At 57.6% G+C, this 24,764-nt stretch carries 20 protein-coding genes, 2 rRNA genes and 1 other RNA gene (1 of these 23 cut by a window edge); 19 read left to right on the forward strand and 4 right to left on the reverse strand.

The window, feature by feature from the left end:
• The first annotated feature begins 31 nt into the window (after nucleotides 1-31).
• The 3 genes from HMPREF1261_RS05695 (at nucleotide 32) to HMPREF1261_RS05705 (ending at nucleotide 4,248) form a co-directional block, all read left to right on the forward strand.
• Nucleotides 32-1,015, forward strand: coding sequence for an ABC transporter substrate-binding protein (locus HMPREF1261_RS05695; RefSeq protein WP_023030275.1), 984 nt, complete (start codon nucleotides 32-34; stop codon nucleotides 1,013-1,015).
• Nucleotides 1,016-1,363: 348 nt separating this feature from the next.
• Nucleotides 1,364-3,220: a siderophore-interacting protein gene (locus HMPREF1261_RS05700; protein WP_023030276.1), complete on the forward strand. Its 1,857-nt coding sequence runs from the start codon at nucleotides 1,364-1,366 to the stop codon at nucleotides 3,218-3,220.
• A gap of 410 nt (nucleotides 3,221-3,630) precedes the next feature.
• Nucleotides 3,631-4,248: a hypothetical protein gene (locus HMPREF1261_RS05705; protein WP_023030277.1), complete on the forward strand. Its 618-nt coding sequence runs from the start codon at nucleotides 3,631-3,633 to the stop codon at nucleotides 4,246-4,248.
• Nucleotides 4,249-4,312: 64 nt separating this feature from the next.
• Here the strand turns inward: HMPREF1261_RS05705 and HMPREF1261_RS05710 are convergent, their stop codons facing one another.
• A complete protein-coding gene (locus HMPREF1261_RS05710) occupies nucleotides 4,313-4,753 on the reverse strand; it encodes a DUF1990 family protein (RefSeq protein ID WP_005277593.1) in 441 nt (146 codons plus the stop codon).
• Between the two features lie 210 nt (nucleotides 4,754-4,963).
• Between HMPREF1261_RS05710 and HMPREF1261_RS05715 the strand changes: the two genes are divergently transcribed.
• The 4 genes from HMPREF1261_RS05715 (at nucleotide 4,964) to HMPREF1261_RS12435 (ending at nucleotide 8,788) form a co-directional block, all read left to right on the forward strand.
• On the forward strand, nucleotides 4,964-6,055 hold the full coding sequence (locus HMPREF1261_RS05715) for a S1 family peptidase (RefSeq protein ID WP_023030278.1): 1,092 nt from the start codon (nucleotides 4,964-4,966) through the stop codon (nucleotides 6,053-6,055).
• A 238-nt stretch (nucleotides 6,056-6,293) separates the two neighbouring features.
• Nucleotides 6,294-6,590 carry a FeoA family protein gene (locus tag HMPREF1261_RS05720; protein ID WP_023030279.1) on the forward strand — a complete coding sequence of 99 codons (297 nt, stop codon included), beginning with the start codon at nucleotides 6,294-6,296 and terminating at the stop codon, nucleotides 6,588-6,590.
• A 3-nt stretch (nucleotides 6,591-6,593) separates the two neighbouring features.
• Nucleotides 6,594-8,531, forward strand: a complete 1,938-nt coding sequence (gene feoB / locus HMPREF1261_RS05725) for a ferrous iron transport protein B (RefSeq protein ID WP_023030280.1) — start codon at nucleotides 6,594-6,596, stop codon at nucleotides 8,529-8,531.
• The gene (locus HMPREF1261_RS12435; RefSeq protein WP_023016941.1) at nucleotides 8,528-8,788 is read left to right on the forward strand and encodes a hypothetical protein; all 261 of its coding nucleotides are present in this window, start codon (nucleotides 8,528-8,530) and stop codon (nucleotides 8,786-8,788) included. Before feoB ends, HMPREF1261_RS12435 begins: the two co-directional genes overlap by 4 nt.
• Here the strand turns inward: HMPREF1261_RS12435 and hisN are convergent.
• Nucleotides 8,785-9,567, reverse strand: a complete 783-nt coding sequence (hisN, locus tag HMPREF1261_RS05730) for a histidinol-phosphatase (RefSeq protein WP_023030281.1) — start codon at nucleotides 9,565-9,567, stop codon at nucleotides 8,785-8,787. The two genes, HMPREF1261_RS12435 and hisN, sit on opposite strands and share 4 nt — an antisense overlap.
• Complete coding sequence (locus tag HMPREF1261_RS05735; protein ID WP_023030282.1) at nucleotides 9,560-10,396, reverse strand: inositol monophosphatase family protein; 837 nt, start codon at nucleotides 10,394-10,396, stop codon at nucleotides 9,560-9,562. Before HMPREF1261_RS05735 ends, hisN begins: the two co-directional genes overlap by 8 nt.
• Nucleotides 10,397-10,456: 60 nt before the next feature.
• On the opposite strand from HMPREF1261_RS05735, the gene prfB reads away from it, so the two are divergent.
• Nucleotides 10,457-11,560 (forward strand): peptide chain release factor 2, encoded by a 1,104-nt coding sequence (gene prfB / locus HMPREF1261_RS05740; RefSeq protein WP_005277601.1) that lies wholly within the window; start codon nucleotides 10,457-10,459, stop codon nucleotides 11,558-11,560.
• A 21-nt stretch (nucleotides 11,561-11,581) separates the two neighbouring features.
• On the opposite strand, the gene HMPREF1261_RS05745 is transcribed toward prfB, so the two are convergent.
• Nucleotides 11,582-13,210, reverse strand: coding sequence for an AbgT family transporter (locus tag HMPREF1261_RS05745; protein WP_023030283.1), 1,629 nt, complete (start codon nucleotides 13,208-13,210; stop codon nucleotides 11,582-11,584).
• A gap of 120 nt (nucleotides 13,211-13,330) precedes the next feature.
• Here HMPREF1261_RS05745 and ftsE point away from each other — a divergent pair, with 120 nt between their 5' ends.
• The 11 genes from ftsE to HMPREF1261_RS05795 all read left to right on the forward strand — a co-directional run.
• Nucleotides 13,331-14,029, forward strand: coding sequence for a cell division ATP-binding protein FtsE (gene ftsE, locus HMPREF1261_RS05750; RefSeq protein WP_023030284.1), 699 nt, complete (start codon nucleotides 13,331-13,333; stop codon nucleotides 14,027-14,029).
• Nucleotides 14,026-14,928: a permease-like cell division protein FtsX gene (ftsX, locus tag HMPREF1261_RS05755; RefSeq protein WP_023030285.1), complete on the forward strand. Its 903-nt coding sequence runs from the start codon at nucleotides 14,026-14,028 to the stop codon at nucleotides 14,926-14,928. Before ftsE ends, ftsX begins: the two co-directional genes overlap by 4 nt.
• A gap of 44 nt (nucleotides 14,929-14,972) precedes the next feature.
• Complete coding sequence (smpB, locus tag HMPREF1261_RS05760) at nucleotides 14,973-15,476, forward strand: SsrA-binding protein SmpB (protein WP_023030286.1); 504 nt, start codon at nucleotides 14,973-14,975, stop codon at nucleotides 15,474-15,476.
• Nucleotides 15,469-15,834, forward strand: coding sequence for a DUF488 domain-containing protein (locus HMPREF1261_RS05765; protein WP_023030287.1), 366 nt, complete (start codon nucleotides 15,469-15,471; stop codon nucleotides 15,832-15,834). Before smpB ends, HMPREF1261_RS05765 begins: the two co-directional genes overlap by 8 nt.
• A 66-nt stretch (nucleotides 15,835-15,900) precedes the next feature.
• Nucleotides 15,901-16,283: a transfer-messenger RNA gene (ssrA, locus tag HMPREF1261_RS12440) on the forward strand.
• A 236-nt stretch (nucleotides 16,284-16,519) separates the two neighbouring features.
• Nucleotides 16,520-17,512: a siderophore ABC transporter substrate-binding protein gene (locus HMPREF1261_RS05770; protein ID WP_023030288.1), complete on the forward strand. Its 993-nt coding sequence runs from the start codon at nucleotides 16,520-16,522 to the stop codon at nucleotides 17,510-17,512.
• A 67-nt stretch (nucleotides 17,513-17,579) separates the two neighbouring features.
• Complete coding sequence (locus tag HMPREF1261_RS05775; RefSeq protein ID WP_023016947.1) at nucleotides 17,580-18,545, forward strand: ABC transporter permease; 966 nt, start codon at nucleotides 17,580-17,582, stop codon at nucleotides 18,543-18,545.
• Nucleotide 18,546: 1 nt separating this feature from the next.
• On the forward strand, nucleotides 18,547-19,524 hold the full coding sequence (locus tag HMPREF1261_RS05780) for an iron chelate uptake ABC transporter family permease subunit (protein WP_034657940.1): 978 nt from the start codon (nucleotides 18,547-18,549) through the stop codon (nucleotides 19,522-19,524).
• The gene (locus HMPREF1261_RS05785; RefSeq protein ID WP_023016949.1) at nucleotides 19,521-20,276 is read left to right on the forward strand and encodes an ABC transporter ATP-binding protein; all 756 of its coding nucleotides are present in this window, start codon (nucleotides 19,521-19,523) and stop codon (nucleotides 20,274-20,276) included. The genes HMPREF1261_RS05780 and HMPREF1261_RS05785 overlap by 4 nt, the downstream gene beginning before the upstream one ends.
• 583 nt (nucleotides 20,277-20,859) lie before the next feature.
• Nucleotides 20,860-22,377: ribosomal RNA gene (locus HMPREF1261_RS05790) — 16S ribosomal RNA — on the forward strand.
• 510 nt (nucleotides 22,378-22,887) lie between these two features.
• A 23S ribosomal RNA gene (locus HMPREF1261_RS05795) occupies nucleotides 22,888-24,764 on the forward strand; it runs 1,199 nt beyond the window's last position.
• Together the 16S and 23S rRNA genes form the textbook arrangement of a ribosomal RNA operon.

The following is a 24,764-nucleotide window of genomic DNA, read 5'->3' on the forward strand; positions in this document are numbered from 1 at the left end:
AACCTCAGGAAACCGACTTTAAGGAAAAGGGATGTCAGTAAAAAGGGGCGCGCGTTCATTTATCGCTGCCGCTATCTGTGCCGGATTGGTTCTGTCAGGTTGCTCGTCGAACGATTCAACCGATGAAGCGGCAACAACCTCCGAAGTCGCAGAGGACGTGACCATTGAGCACGCACGCGGCACGGATACGTATCCGGTCAACCCGCAGAACGTGGTTGCCGTGGGGCCGGCCGTTGATAACCTGCTGGAACTTGGAATTAAACCGGCAGCCGTCGTGCAGAATGCAAAAGACAAGAACTCGCCCTGGCGCGAGGGCAAGCTTGATGGCGTCAAGGTGATCGACCAGACAGACTTCAAGACTCTGCCCCAGGAACAGATTGCGGCAATCGAACCCGACTTCATCGTTGGTGACTACTGGACAATTTCCGAGGCTAATTACAAGGAATTGTCTGCAATCGCACCGACTCTCGGCGGAATCTCCGATAAGGGTGAGGGAATTGGCTGGGAATCTCAGCTAGAAGCTTTGGGCAAGATCTTCAATAAGGAATCCGAAGCGAAGAAAGCCATTGAAGAGGATCAGAAGCGTTTCTCCGACGTGAAGGAGAAACTGCCTAACCTCTCCGGTAAGACCGGCATTGTTTCCCAGTTCGCCCAAGGCTCCTTTGGCGCCGTTGCTGACCCTGAGGATCCGGGTGCTTCCTTCATCTACGATTTGGGCATGAAGTTCCCAGACAAGCTGACGGACGGTTCCGTGCCTGTTGATAAGGATCGCGTCACGCTTTCTCCGGAAAACGTGTCCTACCTGGCCGCTGATTTCATGGTTATTTATAACCGCACCGGCTCAATCGAAGAGGTTGAAAATATTCCGGGATACAAAGATCTGCCACAGGTGAAATCCGATGCGACTCTCGCTGGCGATGAAGCTGTCGTCGCCGGACTCAACAACCCCACGAGCTTGAGCCGAGCTTGGGTGCTGGATAAGACGATGCCGACGCTGGAAAAAGTTGGAAAGTAGTCAAGGTCCGCACAACCCTGATACCTGCTAGAAGAGGCTCGCTCCGTTGCAGCAGGTAGTCATGAACGCCTTCCGATTTATCGGGAGGCGTTCTCTTCAATGGACTGTACCCAAGGCAGTGGTGCGTCCGTTCTTGCCCTTCGAAAACCGAAAACCTGGCCTCACGCTTCCCGCATATTCGCTCATCGGCACAGCACGATGACTGTATTAAAGGTGGGTAGGTGAGCCGGAAAATGCTTGGCGCTGGGGGAGGCGTTCAAGGCGTCAGCACAACTTAATAAGACAATTTAGGCCATCGAATAAAGTGAAATAAAAGCCATCAAAACCGAGAGGGGACTGGTCTCAAAAATGCCAAGGAACAGCCGGAGCAGGGAAATTTATCCAATTTCTTACCGGGAATTGTATGTGGAAAATATCGAAGATATATCGCCAGCCATGCGGCGAATTACGCTCAGCGGGGAGCAACTCCGAGACCACGATCGCGATGGTATTTCCGTTCCTTCGCTGATAAGCCATGGTTTTGACGACGACGTTCGGCTCATCTTCCCGGATCCGGAAACGGGGAAGCGGCCGCACCCAATAGCGCAAAATGATGGCAACTTATTGTGGCCAGAAGCCGTTAAAAACCTATTCCGCACATACACGGTTCGCTACTTTGACGCTGTACGCGGGCGATTAGCCATAGATTTCGCGCGCCATGGTCAGGGCTTGGCCGAAAACTGGTCCCAGAATGCCCGCATCGGTGACCCCATTTTTGTGGCAGGGCCGAAATCGTGTGCACAGTTACCCACGCATACCGATTGGCTTTTCTTGGCAGGAGACGAGACGGCGCTCCCAGCAATCGGCCGCTGCCTGGAATCACTCTCGCCAGGGCATCGCGCGGTTGCGGTGATAGAGGTTCCGACGAGCGCTGATATTCAAGACCTAGACATTCCCGATTCGGTACAGATCCACTGGGCCATACGTGACCGAGGCGAGGACTTCGTAGAAAAGTCGCGTGCGCTTTTTGAGGAGACTTCTCAGTCGGCATTGCCAGGTGGCGAAGCATACGCATGGGCGGCGGGGGAGGCCTCCCGGCTGAAACCGCTGCGGCGTTTGTTTAAGGCTTCCGGAATTTCCCCTGAGCATCGGGAAATCACAGGCTACTGGCGGCGTACCAGCCAAAGCGACGCTAAAGAAAGCGCATCGAACAGCAGCAATAGTGTTTTGCACAATATCCATGATCTGGCTGAGCTGAATTCAGCCTTTGCGCTCCGCACTGCCGTGCGTTTAGGGCTCTTCCAAGAAATCGATGCAGGTGCGAACACGGTCCCTGCTCTTGCTGCTGCGACAGAACTGCACGAGGATGCGCTACGGAGGTTTATCCGTTACCTGGCGGCTCTTCAACTCGTCGAAGTACGCGAGCGTACCCTCGCGTTGACCGCAATGGGAACTGAGTTGGCGGACCCAGATTCCAATGTGGTGCGTTGGTTAAGCGGGCCTGCGCATCTTGAGGCGATGGCGCTGATGCGCCTTGAACACAGCCTTCGTACCGGAGAGTCGGCGCCGCAAGGCGAAAGGGGATTGCCGTGGTCAGAATATCTTGGCCAAGACCCGCACCTGGCAGCCGAACGCTTTGAGCAAAAGAATGTGAGTGCTGGGTGGACTGCTCCTTCCGCGGCAAAGGAACTGCAGCAGTACCTGGATGACACCGCTCGCGTTCTCATCATTGGCCAGGGAGGTGCAGTATATGCGGATGAAATTCTCCGCCGATGCGAACATGCTGAGTGCCGGATTATCACCGATGCGTCCTCGGAAGCGGTGCTACGGGAAATCGCAGGAGCCTCTCGTGAACGATGCGAAACGAGTGGCGGCGAAAGCGGCTTTAATCCCACCGAAGCAGACTATGCGTGGGCAACTGACGTTATTTTCATCGATCCCTGGAGCGTCTTTGGTAGCGAGGCGGTGGCCGCCGAATTAGGCCGCGCGGTTGGTGGGGATAAGTCACGCCGGGCTTATATCCTTAGCGAGGTCCTCGAGGAAGCCGGCGGCAATGAGCATTCCTATGAAGAGGACTTGGTAAGGCTTTCCATGTTCGGCACCAAGGTGCCGACCCAGGACGATGTCAGCGCTGCTACCGCTGATAGCCGCGCTCTTATTTCTTCTGCCACGGCTGTTGGCTGGGGCAAACACCTCTTCGTCCTGGAAGCAGAAGCGAATTCCTAAAGAGGAACCTCGGTAGGACAAATGCCTCGAGCTTCACCTTTTATTTTCGGACCACGGTCCCGCGTGGGAGGCGGGTAGCCGTTACAGCCATAAGTGTGGTGAACACGGTGAAGTAGGCGAACGTTGTCCAGCCGACCCCGTGGGTGGGGGCCTTTTCGACCGCGACGTTGTGTTGGCGCGGCGGCGGAATATCCAAAACAACCGCGTTTGTCCACTTTTCGGCTCGATCTTTGGCGAAATGCGGTTGTTTTGGACAACCCGAGGCTCAGCCGTATCTCTCACTGAAGGGAGGGGCACTGAAATCACAAAAGAGCCCTCCGATTTTCCAATTCCGGTTTCCTGTGCACGCACCTTAACTTTCTGGAACGCTAGGATAGGAGAAAATAGATCTAGTTAAGGAGTACAAAGCAATGGCTAAAGAAACTGCACGCGCCCTTGGCCACGAAGTAGACGTGGATCGCGAGAAATTTACTTACCTAGCATCCACTGATGCCGAGGGCAACAAGATTGAATCCGGCAAGGCTGCGGGAGCCGGTGTAGCCGGAGCCGCGGCTGGCGGGGCTGCTGCTGCCAGCGCCGCCGCAACGGCAAGCGCAGATGAGCAAAATGATGCTGCGGCGCAGAGTGATTACGAGCCGAAGAATCACGTCGTTACCGGCGCTGAGGAAGAGCACGTCGGCACTGCGGCGGAGCAGCCCGATCTGCAGGAACAGCTGGATGAGGGTAACGCGGACTATGAGCCCTCACAGCATGTGGTGGGCGAGGCCGAAGAAGAGCACATCGGTACCGCGCCGGAGCAGCCGGAAGAGAATGCGGCAGATGATGAGCGCGATGACTTCGATGACCTGAAGGATAAGGTCACCGAGGCCGGCAATGTCGTTGAAGAGGCCATCAACCGTGCGAAGGACTTCGTGGAAGACAAGGCGCAGGAATACCAGGAAGGATCCCGTAAGAAGGGCGGATTCTTTGACCGCGTGAAAGACGTTGTGCGCGAGGCTCGCGATAATCTCGATGAGAAGCGCAAGTAGTTAACTACGCGTAGGCCGCTGCTTTTCCCGTAGGGGGAGAGGCAGCGGCCTTTGTGCTGCCACGCTAGTCCAGCGCGTGCAGGTAGAACCGGCGGATGAGCAGGCGGCGGGGGATATCGACAAGCGGGCGCAAGAAGGGCAGGAAGGGCTCGGAGGCGGCATCGATAAGCAGCAGCGTCCGCCCATCGCGCAGGCGCTCTAAGGTGAAGGTTTCCTCGCCGCGCTCGAGGTGTCCGGGCAAGGTGCCGTAGGTAAAGCCGCAGCGGCCATCGCCGGCGAAGGTCTCGACCACGCGGCAGCGGAAATCAAATGGGCCAAGGCCCATGGTGATTTCGGCGCCTTCTTGGACGACCGGGTGGGTAGGTCGCACGCGGAAGAGGCCGCTGCGCTGGATGCCCCAGCGAAAGAGCCGGTGGGCTGCGGTATCGAAATCGGCGTCGATGACCCGGCTCATGTGCAGCTGCGGGAATCCGGCGGTATCGGAATAAGAAAGTGGCTCTGGCATCTCAAGCGCCAGCGTTTATCTGTGGGGAGCTCATGGGGGTAAAGAATAGGGCATCGAAAAGTTTTGGGGACGGATTGATCGCGGGATCACCCCCGAAACCTGAAAGAACGGTAACGGCTTGGAAACAGTCACAGGACTTAGCTGCTTTCACACGCGATCCATGTCAGGATTTAGCTAGCACGATCTTGACAACTGAAAGAAGGTAGTTTGATGCTTCGCATTCCGCACCTAAAGAAAGTCCTGGTGGGCTCGGCTTTCGCTGGTGCGTTTTTCTTGGGTTCCCCGGCAGCAGGAGCCCAAGAATTGCCCCAACCGGATATTGACTCGGCAGGGTTTATCAACCACGTGCGCGAGGGCCTCGCGGGCTTTGGTGTTGAGACCCCAGAGGTGGATAAGCAGGTCACCGATACCGTGGATTCCGCGCTGCAAAACGCCCGCGACACGGTGGCAAGTAACGTCCAGCAGGGGGCTCAGTATGCGGAGCCGGCCACCAACCCGAATCCCTTCGGGCTGCTGGAACAAGCCACCCAGGTTGAACAAAAGCCCCTGGGAAATAACCCCAACTACCAGTGGAAAAATGATGGCTTTTCCAAGGTAGCTGCGGGAAAGCCTGACGCGGACTTTGTCCTGCACCGCGTGCCGGGTTCCCTTTTCGATGCCCCGCGCATCCCCGAGGAATCCGATGCCGCCATGAATCAGGGCAAGTCCCTGTATGGCCCCGGCACCCCTATCTACGTCAATGGTGAGACCATGTGCACCTTGAGCGTTGCCGGCAATGACGCCGCCGGCCGCAAGGTGGGCCTGACCGCGGGGCACTGCGGCAACGAGGGCGATGCCATTACCTCGGCCGATTCTGATCACATTGGCCCGACGGGCACCATCGTGTCCAAGAACGCTGCGCTGGATTACTCGGTGATCGAATTCGGTTCCAACGCTGAGGTCACCCGCACCTACAACGGGGTTACCGTTAACTCCCTGGGTGGGACCGTTAACCCAGGTGAGACCGTGTGCAAGCAGGGCGTTGCCACCGGCAAGACCTGCGGCATGACCTACCAGCAGGCGCAAAGCGTCCAGGTCAACCAGGTCTGCGCCATGATGGGCGATTCCGGCGCGCCGCTGCTTGCCGGTGACCGCCTCATCGGTTCAATCTCCGGCGGCTTCCTCCCGGTGAACTTCCCGTGCCGCACCCCGTTGCAGGGCCCAGTTCATAACCCCACCGCCGCTACCAACATGGATACCGTCCTGGCGGATATGAACCGCCGCGGTGGCGTTGGCGCAGGGTTCAAGCTCCCCGAAGCATAACCGCGAAGCAGGTAGCGCCCCATTCGGCATCGAAAGCCGGACGGGGCGCTTTTTTATGCGCAATTTCTATAGCCATATAACGCGCATCCGCCCCGCCAAAGCGGGGGAAAGCGAAGGCTATCCTTGTTCGCGGACAGCGGCCTAAACTAAACTGAGACTTACCTATTGCCCACTTAGGGTTAGTCAATATCTGCTGTGGATGCCCCGTCCACGGCGAAGTTTGAACCGAGGTTTCCCCATGCACAACCCCTTTTCCTCATCCCATCCCACCCCGCCAGAATCCGGGCCCATGCGCGCGGACCAAGCACCCACCGATGCCGTGGTGGAACTATCCGCTGAGTGCCTGCACAACGCAAACGAGACCCAACCGGCGCTGGCCGTGCGGCTGCGCGAGCTGGGCTTTCGGCCCGGCACCCGCGTGCAGATTGGCCGCACCGTCGCAGGTGGCGCGCGCGTGGTGAGCATGGGCACGGCCCGCTACGCGGTGGATGCGCACACGCTGCGCCAACTCGAAGTCATTCCAGTGGAGGCATAAGCCATGGCACATAACTCCACGGCCCCAGCAAGCTGCCACAGCACCTCCTCCATGCGGATAGCGGCCGAAGGCACGCCGGTGCTCGCGCTGGTGGGGGCGCCCAATTCCGGAAAATCTACACTCTTTAACGCATTGACCGGCGCGAAGGTCCAGACCGGCAACTGGCCGGGCACCTCGGTCGAGGTCAGCCGCGGGCTCTGGAATGCGCAGCCAGAGGCCTTCGACATCATCGACCTGCCCGGCGCCTATTCCCTAGACCCCATGAGCCCCGATGAGGCCTTTACTAAGCAGATGCTCATTGACTGCCCCGCAGATGAGCGCCCCGATGTCGTCGTGGTCCTCGTGGACGCAACGGCCCCGGCCCGCGGGCTCAACTTGGCGCTGCAAATCGCCGCCGAGCCGTACCGCGTCGTCCTCGGCGTAACCAAGCAGGATATGGCCGAGCAGCAGGGGATTAGCATCGATACTGATGCGCTCTCCCTCGCTACCGGCATGCCAGTAGTCAGCGTCAATGGACGGCGCCGGCGCAACCTCGACGGGCTGGAAACCACCGTGGCACAGGCCATGCGCGCCGAGCCGACCATCATCCGCCCGAATTCCGGCCTGGACCAGCGCTTCGCGGATCTCGATGCCGCCGAAAAGGCCGCGGTCCACCGCGTGGAGGTAGGCGAGACCCTCACCCAGCGCGTGGACCGCGTGGTGCTGCACCCGGTGGTGGGCCCGCTGTTCTTCCTCGCGGTGATGTGGGCGGTCTTCTTCATCACCACCACGGTGGCAGGGCCCATGCAGGACGGCCTCGAAGACCTTGTCACCGGTCCGGTTTCAGATGCGGCCCGCGCCGGGCTGGAAGCCATTGGCCTCGACCATTGGCTGATTACGGGCTTGCTTGTTGATGGCCTCATTGGCGGCGTCGGCATGGTCCTGACCTTCGCCCCGCTGCTGGCGCTGATGTTCTTGTGCCTCGCGGTGCTGGAGGATTCCGGCTACATGGCCCGCGCCGCGGTGGTCACCGATAGGGTGATGCGCTCGATTGGCCTGCCCGGCAAGGCCTTTATCCCCATCGTGGTGGGCTATGGCTGCAACGTGCCAGCGATTTCGGCCACGCGCGTGCTTGGCGATGTCCGCCACCGCATCCTTACCTGCCTGCTCATCCCCTTCACCTCGTGCTCGGCGCGCCTTATCGTCTTTATGATGCTGGCGCAGGTCTTCTTCCCAGATCACGCCGGCTCGGCGGTCTTTGGCATGTACGTCCTGTCCATCGCCCTGGTGGTTGCCGTGGGCCTGGCGCTGCGCAAAACGGTCTGGCGCGCCATGCCGTCCGAGGCGCTCGTTATTGACCTGCCGTCGTATCAGCTGCCCACGTTCAAGCTATCGCTCTCGGTCATGTGGGTGCGCCTGAAGGGATTCCTGCATACCGCAGGCGGCATCATCGTGGTCACGGTGGTGGTCATTTGGCTGCTCATGTCCATCCCGGTTACCGGTGGCCACTCCTTTGACGAGGAAGCCATCCCGCCTGAGGACTCCGCCTATGGCGCGGTATCCAAGGCGATATCCCCGGCGTTTGCGCCGGCTGGCTTCGATTCGTGGTCGCTCACCGGCCCGCTGGTGACCGGCTTCGTGGCGAAGGAAACGCTCATTTCCACCTGGGCGCAGACCTACGCCGTCGATGACGTCACGGATGCGGATCCTGAGGAACAGGCCGAGTCTTCGCTGGCCGATCACATCCGCAGCGACTTCGACGCCGCCTCCGGCGGGCACGGCCTGGCCGCGGTGTGGGCGTATATGGTCTTCCTCTTGGCCTATACCCCATGTGTGGCCACGGTGGCCGCGCAGCGGCGCGAAATTGGCTGGAAGTGGACCCTCATCGGCTTTGTGCTGCAGCTCGTCACGGCATGGGTTTTGGCCGTTGGCGTCTTCCAAGTGCTGAGGTTATTCCTATGAGCCCTACAGACAAGGTAAAAGAAGCGATCCGCGGCGGTCACTCCACGCCCGCGGATATCGCTCGGGCAACGGGATTAGGCCAGGGGACGGTGGAGGTTATCCTCGCCCACTTGGAACACAGCGCGCAGCTCGTGCGCGAATCGCTGTCCTCGTGCCCCACGGGTGGCTGCGGAAGTTGCTCGCACAGCGATGGTTGCTCCGGCGCCGAGGGCGGGCGCCGCGAACCGGTCCTATTGAAGCTTTCGGCCCGACCCTAATCCTGCAGCATCTGCAGCGCGGCCTTGTGCAGGCGGCCATTGGAGGCAATGGCCGATCCGCCGTGCGGCCCGGGATTGCCGGACAGATCCGTAAACGTGCCGCCGGCCTCGGTCACGAGCAGGGATGGGGCGGCGAGGTCCCAGAGGGAGACCTCCGGCTCGGTGGCGATATCGACGGCGCCTTCTGCCACGAGGCAATAGGACCAGAAATCGCCGTAGCCGCGCAGGCGCCACGTCTTATCCGTGAGGTTGAGGAACTTATCGCGCAACCCGCGCTCGGACCAGCCTGTCAGCGAGCTCATGGCCAGGGATGCATGCCCAAGCTTTTCGATCTGAGAGACGTGCAGGCGCTTCGGCTCGCCGCCAAAAACACGGTAGGCACCGGCGCCTTTCGCCGCGTACCAGCGCCGGCGCAGGGCAGGGGAAGAAACCACGGAGACGACCGGTTCGCCGTCCTCGAGCAGGGAAATAAGCGTTGCCCACACGGGCACGCCGCGCACGAAGTTCTTCGTACCATCGATGGGATCGATGACCCACTGGCGGCCCTCGTAGCAGGCCTGGCCGCCGAATTCTTCGCCCAAAACCTCATCGCGCGGGCGGGAGCGCTTCAGCGAATCGCGGATGTGCTTCTCGCAGTTGAGATCCGCATCCGAAACCGGGGTCAGGTCCGGCTTTTCCTTCACGGAAAGGTCGGTGGCCTCAAAACGGTGCATCGTAACCACATCGGCATGACCGGCTAACTCGAGAGCGAGGCCTAAGTCTTCTTTGAATTTACCCACGGAGCCATTCCTCCATTTGTTGAACTACCTGTTTATTTCCGGCCAAGCACCACTCGACGCCACCGGCTTCTAACTTGCGGGCGGCACCACCGGCGGCCTCAATGAGAGCCTTGCCGGGGAACCAATCCCAATCCGCTACCGAATGCTGCATCCATGCGCCCCACGTGCCTTCTGCCACGGAGGCCAAGTCCACCGAACCGGCACCAAGCATACGGACTGTAGCAAAGTTTTCGGCCACCCGCTGCCACGCGGCACGAATTTCTGGATCTGCGAGCGATGTTGGGTGTAGGTAGGACGAGAGAGAGATTTCTTCTGCCGGCTTATCCTGCAGCTTGGCGACGTCCTTCCCATCCAGCGAGGTGGGATAATCGCGCCCGCCAAACCAGGTATAGCCCATGGCGGGGCGATGGACGGCGCCGAGGGCGACCCCGGAGGCATCGGTAAGCGCGAGCGCCGAGCACCAATAATCGGAGCCGGAGGTGAAATTGTAGGTTCCATCGACCGGATCGATGACCCAATTGCGCCCAGACTGGGACTCGCGGGCGGTGCCCTCCTCACCCACGAGGCCGTCCTCAGGGCGCACGGCCTCTAGCACGCCGGCGATAAAGCGCTCGGCGGCGCGGTCCGCATCCGTGACCACGTCAGAAATAGAGGTTTTCTGCTCAACCGAGACGCCCATCTCGCGCAAGCGCCAAGCCAAGCGTCCGGCGTTATACACAAGCGCCTGCGCCAAATGGGCATCCCCATCGTCTGCATGCGCGACAATAAACGTTTTGATGACCGCATCGATCATCTCCTGCAAGCTTGGCTTTTTATCCATGCACACCATTGTCGCCCTAAATCCAACCAATGGCTAATTCTGTGGGGTAGGTGGGTAAGATTGGGGCCTATGCGTCCCGAAGTAATTACACGGCTCAAGCAATTGGACACCACCCTGACCACCATTGAAAAGGTCATGGATCCGGAAGCCTTGGCTGCGCGCATTCGGGAGTTGGAAGCCCAAGCTGGGGATCCCTCGCTGTGGGATGACCCCGAGCACGCACAAAAGGTCACCTCTGAGCTGTCTTCAGCACAGGCAAAGGTCCGCAAACTGGAATCCTTGCGCGGGCGCTTAGATGATATGCCGGTGATGTACGAGCTCGCGGAGGAAGAAGGTACCGTCTCCGTTGCCGATGAAGACCTTGCTGAGCTGGAAAGCGCCATCGAATCCCTCGAGGTAACCACCATGCTCTCCGGGGAATATGACCCGCGCGAGGCCGTGATCAATATCCGGTCGGGTGCCGGCGGGGTAGACGCGGCCGATTGGGCGGAGATGCTCATGCGCATGTACACCCGCTGGGCCGGAAAGCACGACCACAAGGTGGATATTTACGATATTTCCTATGCTGAGGAAGCCGGTATTAAATCCGCCACTTTCGTGGTGCACGGGGAATACATGTACGGTCAGCTATCCGTGGAACAGGGCGCGCACCGCCTCGTGCGCCTTTCGCCCTTTGATAACCAGGGCCGGCGCCAAACCTCCTTTGCGGAGGTCGAGGTCCTTCCCGTGGTGGAGCAAACGGACCACATCGACGTGCCAGATAACGAGGTGCGCGTGGATGTGTACCGTTCCTCTGGCCCCGGTGGACAGTCCGTTAACACCACCGATTCCGCGGTGCGCCTGACCCATATCCCCACCGGCATCGTGGTCACCTGCCAGAACGAGAAATCACAGATCCAAAATAAGGCCTCTGCCATGCGGGTGTTGCAGGCAAAGCTCTTGGAACGCAAGCGCCAGGAGGAGCGGGCGGAGCTCGATGCGCTCGGCGCCGGCGGCAATGCCTCTTGGGGCAACCAGATGCGCTCTTATGTTTTGCACCCGTACCAAATGGTCAAAGACCTGCGCACCAATTTTGAAATGGGCGATCCCTCCAAGGTACTCGACGGGGATATCGACGGCTTCTTGGAAGCCGGCATCCGCTGGCGCATGCAACAAGAGCGCGGCGAGGATTAACCTCAACCGCGCCCTGCAGGATTAAGCCGGGTAGTGCATCGGTGCGCCCGGTCCAAGTGGGATACCCAGCAGGTACCACACGATAAAGAAGATGAACCAGCCAACGATCATGGCGATGGAATACGGCAGCGCCAGCGACATCAGCGTGCCAACACCCGCCGGCTTGTAGTAGCGCTGCAGGAAGGTCAGTGCGAGGGCGAAGTACGGCGACATCGGGGTGATGATATTTGTCGGCGAGTCACCGATACGGAAGAGCATCTGGGAAACCTCCGGCGAGATGCCCACGTACATCATCATCGGGACGATCACCGGCGCCATCAGTGCCCACTGCGCGGAACCTGAGGTAATGAACAGGTTGAGGACTGCCACCATGGCCACGAGCGCGGCGAACATCAAGATGGGCGGCAGCGACCATGCCTGCAGCAGCTCAGAGCCCTTAATGGCGGTCCACACACCGAGGTTGGACCACTGGAACCACGCCAAGAATTGGGCGACGGCGAAGAATAGCACCAGCATGGGAACCAAGGTCTTAATGCCTTTAGCCATAAAGTCTGGCACGTCAGAGGCGGACTTCAGCGTGCCGGCGTAGATGCCGTAGACGATGCCGCAGACCAAAAAGGCCAGGGCAATGGGAACCGCAATCGCGCTAATGAGCGGCGATTCCATGAAGCTATCTTCCTGGCTAGCGAGCGGAGAGCCCGGGATAAAGAGCAGGGCGAAGAAACCAGCGAGGAAGATGAGCAGCGCGATGCCAGAGGCGGTCAAGCCCTTTTGTTCCTCCGGCTTTACCCGCAGCTCGTCTTCTTCTTCCTCGAAATCAACGTCGCCTTCTTCCGCGTCCTCGTCCGCCTCATTATCAGCGGCGCCGGCGGCCTGGGAGAAGGAGACTTCCTCGTAATTGATCTTGTCGTGGTTGACCAGGTCGCGGGCCTTTTTCACCATGAACCATTCCGTGACGGCGGTAATGATAAGCGATAGCACGATGGCGGATGGGATGACGAAAAAGATATTGGCCAGCGGGCTGACCTCATAAGCCTCATCCACAAACTGTGCGGCAGGAGTGGAAATACCGGCCAGCAGGAGGTCAGTGATGTTGAGGATCAGCGAGGCGTTGAAGCCCGCCGAGGATGCCGCAAAGGCCACCATGGCACCCACGATGGGGGAGCGGCCGACCGAGTGGAAGGCCATCGCGCCCAGCGGGATGAGGATGACATAAATGGCATCCGAAGCCACGGAACCGGTCACGCCGGCCAGCGCGACGATGAAGGTAAGGAACTTCGGGCTGACCTTGGCCACCATGGCGCGCACGAGCGCGGACAAGAGCCCGGACTGTTCGGCCACGGCCACACCCAGCATGACGGCCAGGATGACGCCCAACGGCGGGAAGCTCGTGAAGTTTTCCACCGCGTCCGTGACCATGCGCGAGATATTCTCGGTGGTCAGGAGGGATTCAACCTCGATGGTATCGCCGGATTTGGGATCCTCGGCGCTCATGCCAATTAAGTGGCCAATCCATGAGGTAATGGCGACGATGATCGCGAGGATGACGAAGAGCCAGAAAGGATCGGGGAGTTTATTACCAATCTTTTCTACGGTGCCTAAAAAGCCGCTTGCTTTCTCCGGTTTTTCTTTGGTTTTAGTCTCGGCCATAGTATCGGCACTTTCTGTCGATCGGGTCGGGCATCATTGCGTACCAGATTTTGTGTTCTAGACTACACTACTAAATAGCGTTCACAGGTCACTGTCAACTTTGGTTGCTACAGTGGCGGGGTGATTACTTTCAATAACGTGACTAAGGTGTATTCCGCCCAGTCCCGCCCCGCGCTCGATGGGGTGTCTTTTGAAATTGCGGACGGTGAGTTTGCGTTCCTCATCGGCCCTTCGGGGTCCGGAAAGTCCACTTTTCTTGAGCTCATGGTGCGCTATAGCAATGTGACCTCGGGCGATATTTACTTCGGTGACTTCCACGTCAATGAGTTGAAGGGCAAGGATATTAACGCCCTGCGCCAATCCATTGGCTACGTATTCCAGGATTTTCGGCTGCTTCCCAAGCTGAACGTGTACCAGAATGTGGCGTTTGCCCTGGAGGTCATCGGCAAGAGCAAGCACCGCATCTCCGACGCGGTGCCGCAGGTGCTGGAGATGGTGGGGCTGGAAAACCGCCACCATGCGATGCCGCACGAGCTTTCCGGCGGTGAGCAGCAGCGCGTTGCTATCGCCCGCGCCCTGGTCAATCGGCCGAAGCTGCTGCTTGCCGATGAACCCACGGGCAACCTCGATCCCGCCACCGCCGACGGGATCATGGACTTGCTGTTGCGCATCAACAAGCGCGGCACCACCGTAGTGATGTCCACGCACAATTCCCGCGCCGTGGATAAGGCGAAGAGGCGCGTGCTGGAATTGCGCGATGGCACGCTCGTTCGCGATGAACACAACGCCGCCTATTCGGCGCAGGAGGAGCAGGCATGAACCTAGGATTCATCTTCCGCGAGGCCACCAAGGGCTTGGGCCGCAACCTGACGATGACCATCGCGATGCTCATTACCACAGCCATTTCTGTCGGCGCCGTGGTTGCCGGCATCATGGTCACCAACCTCACCAAGGATACGAAGGATATCTACTTGGACCGCGTCGAGGTCATGGTGCAGCTCAACGAGGATATTTCCGCCACGGATCCAAACTGCTCCACTCCCGCCTGTGCGGATTTAAAGGACCAGCTGGAATCCGATAGTTCCGTGGAATCCGTGGAATTTCGCAACCGGGAGGCTTCCTACGAGCGTTTCCGTGAGCTCTTCCAAGACACGGATCCGGTGATGGTGGAACAAACCTCGCCGGACGCGCTGCCCGCAGCGTTGCACGTGCGCCTCGTGGATCCGGAAGAAGCCTCCGCCATCGATGCCGTGCGGGATAACCCAGCGGTAGAAGAGGTCGTGGACCAGCAAGAAGAGGTGCGCGAGGCGGCAAGCAACCTCGATTCCATCCGCACCGCCACCTTCATCGTAGCCATTGTGATGTCCATTGCGGCCATCTTCTTGGTGGCCAATATGGTGCAAATCGCCGCTTTCCACCGCACCCGCGAGACCGAAATCATGCGCATGGTGGGCGCCTCGCGCTGGATGACGCAGGCGCCGTTCGTGGTAGAAGCCGTGCTTGCCTCCCTTATTGGCGTCGTCCTGGGCGGCGCCGGGCTGCTCGTGGCGAAATCCCAAGTGATCGATCCTGCGCTACAGGGCCTGTATGAATCGCAGCTGCTGGCGCCGATGAAGTCCAGCGATCTGTGGGTAGCGCTGCCGCTGGTGGGCTTGCTCGCCTTGGCGGTTACCGCTGCCACCGCGCAGATTACCCTGCGTTCTTATGTCCGCCGCTAAGCCGTTTGCCGGGTGCGGTAAACGAGCAGTACACTGAGGCAATTATGGCTAAAAAGGGCAAGAAGAATAAGAAGGCGGCTTCCGGGGACGCCATGCTTGCGACCAACCGCCGGGCCCGGCACGACTATAAGATCCTCGAAGAATTCGAGTGCGGCATCGTCCTGCTCGGCACGGAGATCAAATCCCTCCGGGAAGGCAAGATCTCGCTTAATGATGCCTTCGCCACCATTGATAATGGCGAGGTGTACTTGCGGAATCTACACATTCCGGAGTATTCGATGGGGTCCTGGACCAACCACAGCCCGCGGCGCACCCGCAAGCTCTTGCTGCACCGCCGGGAGATCGACAAGCTCTACGGGCAGGTGCGCAACGGCAATAAAACCTTGGTGCCGCTCAAGGTGTACCTCAAAAATGGGTACGCGAAGTTGTCGCTGGCGCTCGCGCAGGGTAAGCAGGATTATGACAAGCGCGAAGACATCAAGCGGCGCGACCAGAACCGCGAAATCACCCGCGAGCTCGGCCGCCGCGTGAAGGGGATTAATGCTTAAAACGGTAAAGGTTCACGATGCAGTCAAGGGCGAGGACTCCATTTCCGGAACCGGCGTATTGGTAGACCGCCTGTGGCCGCGGGGCATCGCCAAGGCGGACCTGGACTATGACGAATGGTTTAAGGACGTGGCGCCCAGCCCCGAGCTGCGCAAGTGGTGGGGCCATGACGAGGATTCCTTCCAGGAGTTTTCGCGCCGCTACCGCGCCGAGCTCGATGACCGCGAGTCCGAGGAACTCACCCGGTTGCTCTCCTTGGCAAAGGAGGGGGACCTCACCCTGCTCTTTGGCGCCGCCGACCGCGCGATTAACCACGCGGTGGTCTTAAAAGACTGGCTGGAAGAGCACTTGGAGAAATAAAAGCGTCTGCGGTAGTGTTGGAATAACCGTAGGGAATGATGCACTATCCCGTCCCTACAGTGCTATGGGGTTGATTTGGTTTCGACTTCGTACACTGCGCCAGGGGAAGCGTGCCGGTGAAGGCTATCGACCACCGTTTAAGCGTCGTAGCAAACAAATAAACGCAGAGAAGAACTCTCAGCGTGACTACGCCCTCGCTGCCTAATTACAGCGACGCGTGTCTGTCAGCCTAGGTTTCGTTCCTGACCTAGAACCTGGCATCGACTAAGGAACTTGCCGTCTGGCTGTGTCATCAGGACCAGATGGGACTTTTACTGGTGACTGGGCCCATCATCCGGTACGAGTTCGCCCGAACCGGAGGGCCGAGCAGAGATCATGTGCGAACTGCGCACGGAGAAGCCCTGGCAAGGTGACGAAGGACCCGGGTTCAAGTCCCGGCAGCTCCACCAAGAGCCCCAGCTAGATTCAGTTCTAGCTGGGGCTTTTCTCATAAAATCCATCCGCGCGGGGGTAGGGTAGGCGGGTATCGATTTGTCCTCGCAACAGGGGTTTTCTTTCGCAAATGCAGCGCGTTTCTATGGTCGGGGCGATGCGCTTTAGGAAAGGTTACCCTCAACCTTGATTGGTTAGGGTGACTTAAGATAAGTTAATGGGGCATTTGTTTCTCGTCTATAAGGAAAGCACAATGAAGAAAATTCATCGCGCTCTTTTGTCTGTCGTAGCTGTCGCCTCCTTGGCACTTACCGCATGTAGCACTGCGGAAGAAGAGGACCAGGGTTCGAATAAGGGGACATCGGAAAGCGCACTGCAGATCGAAGATAATAACGGCACCCACGAGCTGGACGTACCGTTCGAGCGCGTCGCGGTAACGGATAACCGCGCCTTCGAAATCCTCGCGGACTGGGACCTCAATATCGTGGCTGCCCCGCTCGGCATTGTCCCAGATACCCTCTCGGACAAGATCAATGAAGACACGATCGAGGCCAACCTGGGTATGCACCGCGAACCTGACCTGGAAGCACTGGTTGCCGCAGAGCCGGACATCGTCATCAACGGTCAGCGCTTCACCCAGCACCAGGCTGATATCGAGGCACTGATGGAAGATACCCCGGTCCTCGACTTCTCCCCGCGCGACGATAAGGACATGGCGGAAGAACTCATCCGCCAGACCGAAGCACTGGGCAAGATCTTCGACCACGAAGACGAAGCAAAGAAGCTCGTGGATGACTTCAATAAGGCGCTGGACCGTGCCAAGGACGCCTACGATCCTGAGAAAACCGTCATGGCGGTCAACACCACCGGTGGCGATATCAACTATATCGCCCCAGGTAAGGGCCGCTTCTTCGGGCCATTCTTTGACCTGCTGGGCATGAAGCCTTCCCTCGAGGTGGAAAACGCTAGCGATGACCACGAGGGCGATGACATCTCCGTCGAGGCAATCGCTGATTCCAACCCTGACTACATCCTCATCATGGACCGCGACGGTGCCATTGCCAAGGATGAAGCAGGCTACACCCCAGGCAAGAAGCTGGTAGAGGATTCCGCGGCACTCAAGAACGTGACTGCCGTTAAGGAAGGCAACATCGTTGCCGCTCCGCAGGATACCTACACCAATGAAAACATCATTACCTTCACGGAGACGCTCAACGCGATGGCAGACGCGTTTGAAAAGAACTAGCCACCACTAAAAACCGGAAACCGGAGGGATTTGTGCCCTCCGGTTTTCAGGTGCGTAAAGGATAGTTATGGAAACCACCACCCGCACAAAGGTCTGGGATTGGAAGCTGGGCCTCGGCGTACTCATCGTCGCCGCGTTGCTCGTTACTTCTCTGCTGACCGGACAGTACGACGTTTTTGGTGCCGATGATGGGGCCGCCATGTTCGGCATTACCCGCTTGCCGCGCACCATTGCCTTGGTGCTGGCCGGCGCGGCCATGGCTGTAAGCGGCCTGGTCATGCAGCTGCTTACCCAAAATCGCTTCGTCGAACCCTCTACCACCGGCACCACGGAGTGGGCCGGGCTGGGTCTTCTCGTCGTCATGGCCGTCGCACCCACTGCCTCGATCCTGACCAAGATGATAGGTGCGGTGGTCTTTTCCTTCCTGGGTACCGTCGTATTCTTCCTCTTCTTACGTCGAGTGACCCTGCGCTCCTCGCTCATCGTGCCGATCATCGGCATCATGCTGGGCGCCGTGGTCTCTGCGGTCTCGACGTTTTTCGCCTTGATGACGGATATGCTCCAGCAATTGGGAATCTGGTTCATGGGCTCATTTACCGCGGTGTACAAGGGTCAATACGAGGTTTTGTGGATCGTGCTCTTGGTGCTGGTGGCAGTGTATATCTACGCCGACCGCCTCACCGTCGTTGGCTTGGGCGAGGACGTGGCCACCAACGTTGGGCTGAACTATAACCGCATGTTGTTGCTTGGAACAGGGCTCATTGCCATTGCTACGGGCGTGGTCACCGTTGTCGTAGGATCTCTGCCATTCCTTGGGCTTATCGTGCCGAATATCGTCTCCATGGTGCGCGGCGATGACCTGCGCTCCAACGTTCCCTGGGTCTGCCTGCTGGGCATCGGCATCGTCACGGTGTGTGACCTGGTGGGGCGCGTCATCATCGCCCCATTCGAGATGCCGGTTTCGGTCATTCTTGGCGTCATTGGCGCCATCGTCTTCATCATCATGATTGTGAGGTCGACCCGTGCGAACTAAGATGTCCGCCCCACCCAAGAAGTACTGGATCATGCTGGTCTGCGTATGGGGCTTAGCTGCGGCTTTGGCTTTTGCCTACCTGGCCTATGGCAACCCGATGGACTTTGGCACCCGCAAGTTTTGGCTCATCGCCCAGCGCCGCGCCGATGCCCTCATCGCCATGGCGATCGTCGCTGTGTGCCAAGCCATGGCCACGGTGTCTTTTCATACCGTGACGAATAACCGCATCTTGACGCCATCCATCATGGGCTTTGAGTCCCTCTACGTTGCCATCAATACCGCGACCATTTTCTTCCTGGGCGCTAGCGGGCTTAACGATGCCCGCACTGTGCCCACCTTCCTCATGCAAATGGGTGTCATGGTGGGCCTTTCCTTGGTGCTTTATTCGTGGCTGCTGACCAATAGGAAACAGAATATGCATGCCATGCTGCTGGTCGGCGTGGTCATCGGTGGTGGCCTGGGCTCACTATCTACCTTTATGCAGCGCATGTTGACCCCCAGCGAGTTCGACGTGCTGACCGCGCGCCTTTTTGGCTCCGTGAATAACGCCGAAACTGAGTACTATCCCATTGCCATTCCCATCGTGGCCATCGCTACCACCCTTTTGGTACTCAATGCGCGCAAGCTCAATGTGATTTCCTTGGGCGCCGATGTCAGCACCAACCTGGGTGTGAACCATAAAGCGCATGCGATCTACACGCTGATTTTGGTCTCGTTGTTGATGGCGACGACGACCGCGCTGGTAGGGCCCATGACCTTCTTGGGCTTTTTGGTGGCGACGCTGGCCTATCAATTCGCCGATACCTACGATCACCGCTATATCTTTCCGATGGCGGTGGGGCTAGCATTCTTCGTGCTCATTGCGGCGTACTTCCTCATGCAGCACGTATTTTCCGCCCAAGGTGTGGTGTCCATCATCATTGAGCTGGTAGGTGGCTCCGTGTTCCTCTTTGTCATTATGCGAAAGGGCCGACTGTGATCGAATTAAAGAACGTTTCTAAAACCTATTCCGCCGAGACCGCTATTGGTCCACTCAACCTGACCATCCCACAGGGAGGCATCACCGCGCTGGTGGGGCCGAATGGTGCGGGTAAGTCCACGATGCTCACCATGATCGGGCGCCTGCTCGACATGGATGAAGGCAGCATCGAAATCGCCGGCTATGACATCCAATCCAGCAAGTCCGCCGATTTGGCAAAGATCGTGTCTATTCTGCGGCAGGAAAATCACTTCGTCACGAAACTGACCGTGCGCCAGCTTGTGGGCTTTGGCCGCTTCCCCTATACCAAGGGGCGGCTCAATAAACACGATGAAGAGGTCATTTCTAAGTACATCCAATTCCTGCATTTGGAAGAATTGCAGCACCGCTATCTTGACCAGCTATCCGGGGGTCAGCGCCAGCGCGCGTACGTAGCTATGGTGCTGTGCCAAGAAACTGATTACGTGCTGCTGGATGAGCCCCTGAATAACTTGGACATCTCGCACTCGGTGGACATGATGCGCCACCTGCGCGAGGCTGCCCAGGAGTTGGGGCGCACGGTCATCGTGGTTCTGCATGACATCAACTTTGCCGCGCGCTACGCGGACTATATCTGCGCCTGCAAGGACGGGCAGATCGTCGAATACGGCCCGGCGGAGGAGATTATGCGCGACGATATCCTGACGCCCATCTTCAATACTCCGGTGCGCGTTATCGATGGGCCCGATGGAAAGATCGCGTGCTATCACTAAAAAGCAACGTTGGCCTGCGAGTTTGCGTTGTGTAGTGGGGTAGTATAAATTTTAGCGAGTCGCCGAGAGGTAGCCGGTTGGTTACTTTTGAGTGACTTTTTGTACTGACTTGGCTCGGGGATTTGACTTGGTTCAGGTTGTTGGGTAAGTTGGTACGAGCCGCCGCTGAGAGGTTAACGTTTGGTTAATCTTCTTGTGGTGTGTGGATGTTGTTTGAGAACTCAATAGTGTGCCAATGTACTTATTTTTTATTTTTGTGTGCATGGTTGTGTGTTGATTGGTCTGTTGGCCGGCGAACCTAATGGTGGTTTGTTGGTTGGTGTGTGCCGGTAAGGTGTTGGAATACGCATCTTTTTGAATACTGTTTAGTGTTTCGGCTGCATTGATGGATTGGTTGGCATGTGATTGTGTTCAACTTTTTGTCTCCCTTTTTTGCCCCGTCGGGTTGGGGAGGCAGTATATTTTTTCTTTGCAGTAATTTTTGGACGCCAGCATGGGCCTGCTTTTGTGGGTTTGTGGTGGTTTGTTCTTTTGGTTAGGTTTGGGCTTTTCACGGCCTTTTCAGTGTTTTGCTGAAATTCTTTTTGTGGAGAGTTTGATCCTGGCTCAGGACGAACGCTGGCGGCGTGCTTAACACATGCAAGTCGAACGGAAAGGCCCTGCTTGCAGGGTACTCGAGTGGCGAACGGGTGAGTAACACGTGGGTGATCTGCCCTGCACTTCGGGATAAGCTTGGGAAACTGGGTCTAATACCGGATAGGAGCCATCTTTAGTGTGGTGGTTGGAAAGTTTTTTCGGTGTAGGATGAGCTCGCGGCCTATCAGCTTGTTGGTGGGGTAATGGCCTACCAAGGCGGCGACGGGTAGCCGGCCTGAGAGGGTGTACGGCCACATTGGGACTGAGATACGGCCCAGACTCCTACGGGAGGCAGCAGTGGGGAATATTGCACAATGGGCGCAAGCCTGATGCAGCGACGCCGCGTGGGGGATGAAGGCCTTCGGGTTGTAAACTCCTTTCGCTAGGGACGAAGCTTTTTGTGACGGTACCTAGATAAGAAGCACCGGCTAACTACGTGCCAGCAGCCGCGGTAATACGTAGGGTGCGAGCGTTGTCCGGAATTACTGGGCGTAAAGGGCTCGTAGGTGGTTTGTCGCGTCGCCTGTGAAATTCTGGGGCTTAACTCCGGGCGTGCAGGCGATACGGGCATAACTTGAGTGCTGTAGGGGTAACTGGAATTCCTGGTGTAGCGGTGAAATGCGCAGATATCAGGAGGAACACCGATGGCGAAGGCAGGTTACTGGGCAGTTACTGACGCTGAGGAGCGAAAGCATGGGTAGCGAACAGGATTAGATACCCTGGTAGTCCATGCCGTAAACGGTGGGCGCTAGGTGTGAGGGTCTTTCTACGACTTTCGTGCCGTAGCTAACGCATTAAGCGCCCCGCCTGGGGAGTACGGCCGCAAGGCTAAAACTCAAAGGAATTGACGGGGGCCCGCACAAGCGGCGGAGCATGTGGATTAATTCGATGCAACGCGAAGAACCTTACCTGGGCTTGACATACATCAGATCGCTGCAGAGATGTAGTTTCCCTTTGTGGTTGGTGTACAGGTGGTGCATGGTTGTCGTCAGCTCGTGTCGTGAGATGTTGGGTTAAGTCCCGCAACGAGCGCAACCCTTGTCTTATGTTGCCAGCATTTGGTTGGGGACTCATGAGAGACTGCCGGGGTTAACTCGGAGGAAGGTGGGGATGACGTCAAATCATCATGCCCCTTATGTCCAGGGCTTCACACATGCTACAATGGTCGGTACAACGCGCTGCGACACTGTGAGGTGGAGCGAATCGCTGAAAGCCGGCCTTAGTTCGGATTGGGGTCTGCAACTCGACCCCATGAAGTCGGAGTCGCTAGTAATCGCAGATCAGCAATGCTGCGGTGAATACGTTCCCGGGCCTTGTACACACCGCCCGTCACGTCATGAAAGTTGGTAACACCCGAAGCCGGTGGCCTAAACGTGTTAGGGAGCCGTCGAAGGTGGGATCGGCGATTGGGACGAAGTCGTAACAAGGTACCCGTACCGGAAGGTGCGGGTGGATCACCTCCTTTCTAAGGAGCTTTTATTTTGGCTGCAGTTGCAGCCATGACCCACAGTTGTGGGTTGCCCACTGTTGTTTGATGGTGGGTTGGTGGTTGAGTAGGCGAGTGTTCTGCTGCCACCGATGTTTGGAAATTCCGGGTAGGACATACACCTTAATCAGCAGGTCTAAGTGTTGAGACAGTGCTTTGTGACATGCGTAAAAGTGTCCATGTATACGAAAATGAGTGTTGATTGTACGTTGGTGCATTGTTGGGTGTCTGGGGCATTATCCCCTTTTGTGTGTGCCTGACTGGTTGATGAGCATCGTCTGTTGTGGTGGTGTTTGTTGCTGGTTGGGGTGTTGTGTGAGAACTGTATAGTGGACGCGAGCATCTCACATGATGCCACTTGTTTTTGTGCTTGTGGTGTCTTGTGTGTGATGTGATTTTTCTTTTTGTTTATTTTGTCAAGTTCACTTGTTGCCACTGCATACGGATTGTGTGACCTTTGTGTTGTGTGGTTTGTGTGTGGTGGTTGGTGTGTTCGTTATTTAGGGCACATGGTGGATGCCTTGGCATGCTGAGCCGATGAAGGACGTGTAAGGCTGCGTTAAGCCTCGGGGAGTTGTCAATAAAGCGTTGATCCGAGGATGTCCGAATGGGGAAACCTGGCCCTGGTTATGTGGGGTTACCCTTCAGTGAATTCATAGCTGTTGTGGGGGTTACGCGGGGAAGTGAAACATCTCAGTACCCGTAGGAGGAGAAAATAATAATGATTCTGCTAGTAGTGGCGAACGAACGTGGATGAGGCTAAACCGTGTGCATGTGATACCTGGTAGGGGTTGTGTGTGCGGTGTTGTGGGGCCTAGCTTTGTGTCATCTACCAGTGGCACGCCCTGTGCATTGTTGTTAGGTGAAGTGGTTTGGAATGATCTACCGGAGTAGGTGAGAGTCCTGTAGCTGAAGATGATGATGTGGGGGTTGTTGGGTTCCCGAGTAGCAACGGGCTCGTGGAATCTGTTGTGAATCTGCCGGGACCACCCGGTAAGCCTAAATACTCAGTGTGACCGATAGTGGATAGTACCGTGAGGGAATGGTGAAAAGTACCCCGGGAGGGGAGTGAAATAGTTCCTGAAACCATGTGCTTACAATCCGTCAGAGCACCTGTTTGTGTGTGATGGCGTGCCTTTTGAAGAATGAGCCTGCGAGTCAGCGGCATGTCGCGAGGTTAACCCGTGTGGGGTAGCCGTAGGGAAACCGAATCCTAATGGGGTGATAAGTGGCATGTCCTGGACCCGAAGCGGGGTGATCTACCCATGGCCAGTGTGAAGCAGCTGTAAGAGGTTGTGGAGGCGCGAACCCACGTAGGTTGAAAACTGCGGGGATGAGCTGTGGGTAGGGGTGAAAGGCCAATCAAACTCCGTGATAGCTGGTTCTCCCCGAAATGCATTTAGGTGCAGCGTCGCATTTAGCTTGGTGGAGGTAGAGCGACTGGTTGGTTGAGCGGGACTACAATCTTAGCAATGTCAGCCAAACTCCGAATGCCATCAATTGTGTTGTGCGGCAGTGAGACTGTGGGGGATAAGCTTCATAGTCGAGAGGGAAACAGCCCAGATCGCCGGTTAAGGCCCCTAAGGGTGTACTAAGTGGAAAAGGATGTGGGATCGCGAAGACAGCCAGGAGGTTGGCTTAGAAGCAGCCATCCTTGAAAGAGTGCGTAATAGCTCACTGGTCGAGTGGTTCTGCGCCGACAATGTAGTGGGGCTCAAGTACACCGCCGAAGCCGCGGCAAGCAACATACGTTGTTTGGGTAGGGGAGCGTCGTGCATGGGTGGAAGCGTTACCGTGAGGAGGCGTGGACTGTGTGCGAGTGAGAATGCAGGCATGAGTAACGAATTGTAAGGTGAGAATCCTTACCGCCGGATGACTAAGGGTTCCTGGGTCAAGTTCGTCTTCCCAGGGTGAGTCGGGACCTAAGGCGAGGCCGACAGGCGTAGTCGATGGATAACCAGTTGATATTCTGGTACCCGTACATGTGCGCCCATGATAAAGCACGGATACTAACCACTGCGGATACGCTACCTGTTCACTTTTTTGAGTGTTGGTGGTGTTGATGTCGTGGGGCCTGATGTGTGGTTCAAGTGATGGGGTGACGCAGTGAGGTAGCCGCGCCACTTATTGGATTGGTGGTGTAAGCGTGTAGGCCGTGTGGTAGGTAAATCCGCCGCACTTTGTGGTTGAGGCGTGATGCGTAGACCCTAAAAGGGTTGATGGTGGTGATCCTGTACTGTCGAGAAAAGCCTCTAGCGAGTGTGTGTATGGCCCGTACCCTAAACCGACACAGGTGGTCAGGTTGAAGATACTAAGGCGTTCGGGTGAACTGTGGTTAAGGAATTCGGCAAAATGCCCCCGTAACT

It is taken from the genome of Corynebacterium sp. KPL1818, assembly GCF_000478135.1.
Taxonomy (GTDB): Bacteria; Actinomycetota; Actinomycetes; order Mycobacteriales; family Mycobacteriaceae; genus Corynebacterium; species Corynebacterium accolens.

What these genes read in the sequence shown, in the direction of transcription:
- HMPREF1261_RS05720 (WP_023030279.1), top strand. Translation starts at nt 6,294, where the DNA reads ATGCACAACCCCTTTTCCTCATCCCATCCCACCCCGCCAGAATCCGGG.
- HMPREF1261_RS05735 (WP_023030282.1), bottom strand. Translation starts at nt 10,396, where the DNA reads ATGGTGTGCATGGATAAAAAGCCAAGCTTGCAGGAGATGATCGATGCG.
- HMPREF1261_RS05775 (WP_023016947.1), top strand. Translation starts at nt 17,580, where the DNA reads ATGGAAACCACCACCCGCACAAAGGTCTGGGATTGGAAGCTGGGCCTC.
- feoB (WP_023030280.1), top strand. Translation starts at nt 6,594, where the DNA reads ATGGCACATAACTCCACGGCCCCAGCAAGCTGCCACAGCACCTCCTCC.
- HMPREF1261_RS05695 (WP_023030275.1), top strand. Translation starts at nt 32, where the DNA reads ATGTCAGTAAAAAGGGGCGCGCGTTCATTTATCGCTGCCGCTATCTGT.
- HMPREF1261_RS05745 (WP_023030283.1), bottom strand. Translation starts at nt 13,210, where the DNA reads ATGGCCGAGACTAAAACCAAAGAAAAACCGGAGAAAGCAAGCGGCTTT.
- smpB (WP_023030286.1), top strand. Translation starts at nt 14,973, where the DNA reads ATGGCTAAAAAGGGCAAGAAGAATAAGAAGGCGGCTTCCGGGGACGCC.
- prfB (WP_005277601.1), top strand. Translation starts at nt 10,457, where the DNA reads ATGCGTCCCGAAGTAATTACACGGCTCAAGCAATTGGACACCACCCTG.
- HMPREF1261_RS05700 (WP_023030276.1), top strand. Translation starts at nt 1,364, where the DNA reads ATGCCAAGGAACAGCCGGAGCAGGGAAATTTATCCAATTTCTTACCGG.
- HMPREF1261_RS05705 (WP_023030277.1), top strand. Translation starts at nt 3,631, where the DNA reads ATGGCTAAAGAAACTGCACGCGCCCTTGGCCACGAAGTAGACGTGGAT.
- HMPREF1261_RS05710 (WP_005277593.1), bottom strand. Translation starts at nt 4,753, where the DNA reads ATGCCAGAGCCACTTTCTTATTCCGATACCGCCGGATTCCCGCAGCTG.
- HMPREF1261_RS05770 (WP_023030288.1), top strand. Translation starts at nt 16,520, where the DNA reads ATGAAGAAAATTCATCGCGCTCTTTTGTCTGTCGTAGCTGTCGCCTCC.
- HMPREF1261_RS05780 (WP_034657940.1), top strand. Translation starts at nt 18,547, where the DNA reads ATGTCCGCCCCACCCAAGAAGTACTGGATCATGCTGGTCTGCGTATGG.
- HMPREF1261_RS12435 (WP_023016941.1), top strand. Translation starts at nt 8,528, where the DNA reads ATGAGCCCTACAGACAAGGTAAAAGAAGCGATCCGCGGCGGTCACTCC.
- HMPREF1261_RS05715 (WP_023030278.1), top strand. Translation starts at nt 4,964, where the DNA reads ATGCTTCGCATTCCGCACCTAAAGAAAGTCCTGGTGGGCTCGGCTTTC.
- HMPREF1261_RS05765 (WP_023030287.1), top strand. Translation starts at nt 15,469, where the DNA reads ATGCTTAAAACGGTAAAGGTTCACGATGCAGTCAAGGGCGAGGACTCC.
- ftsX (WP_023030285.1), top strand. Translation starts at nt 14,026, where the DNA reads ATGAACCTAGGATTCATCTTCCGCGAGGCCACCAAGGGCTTGGGCCGC.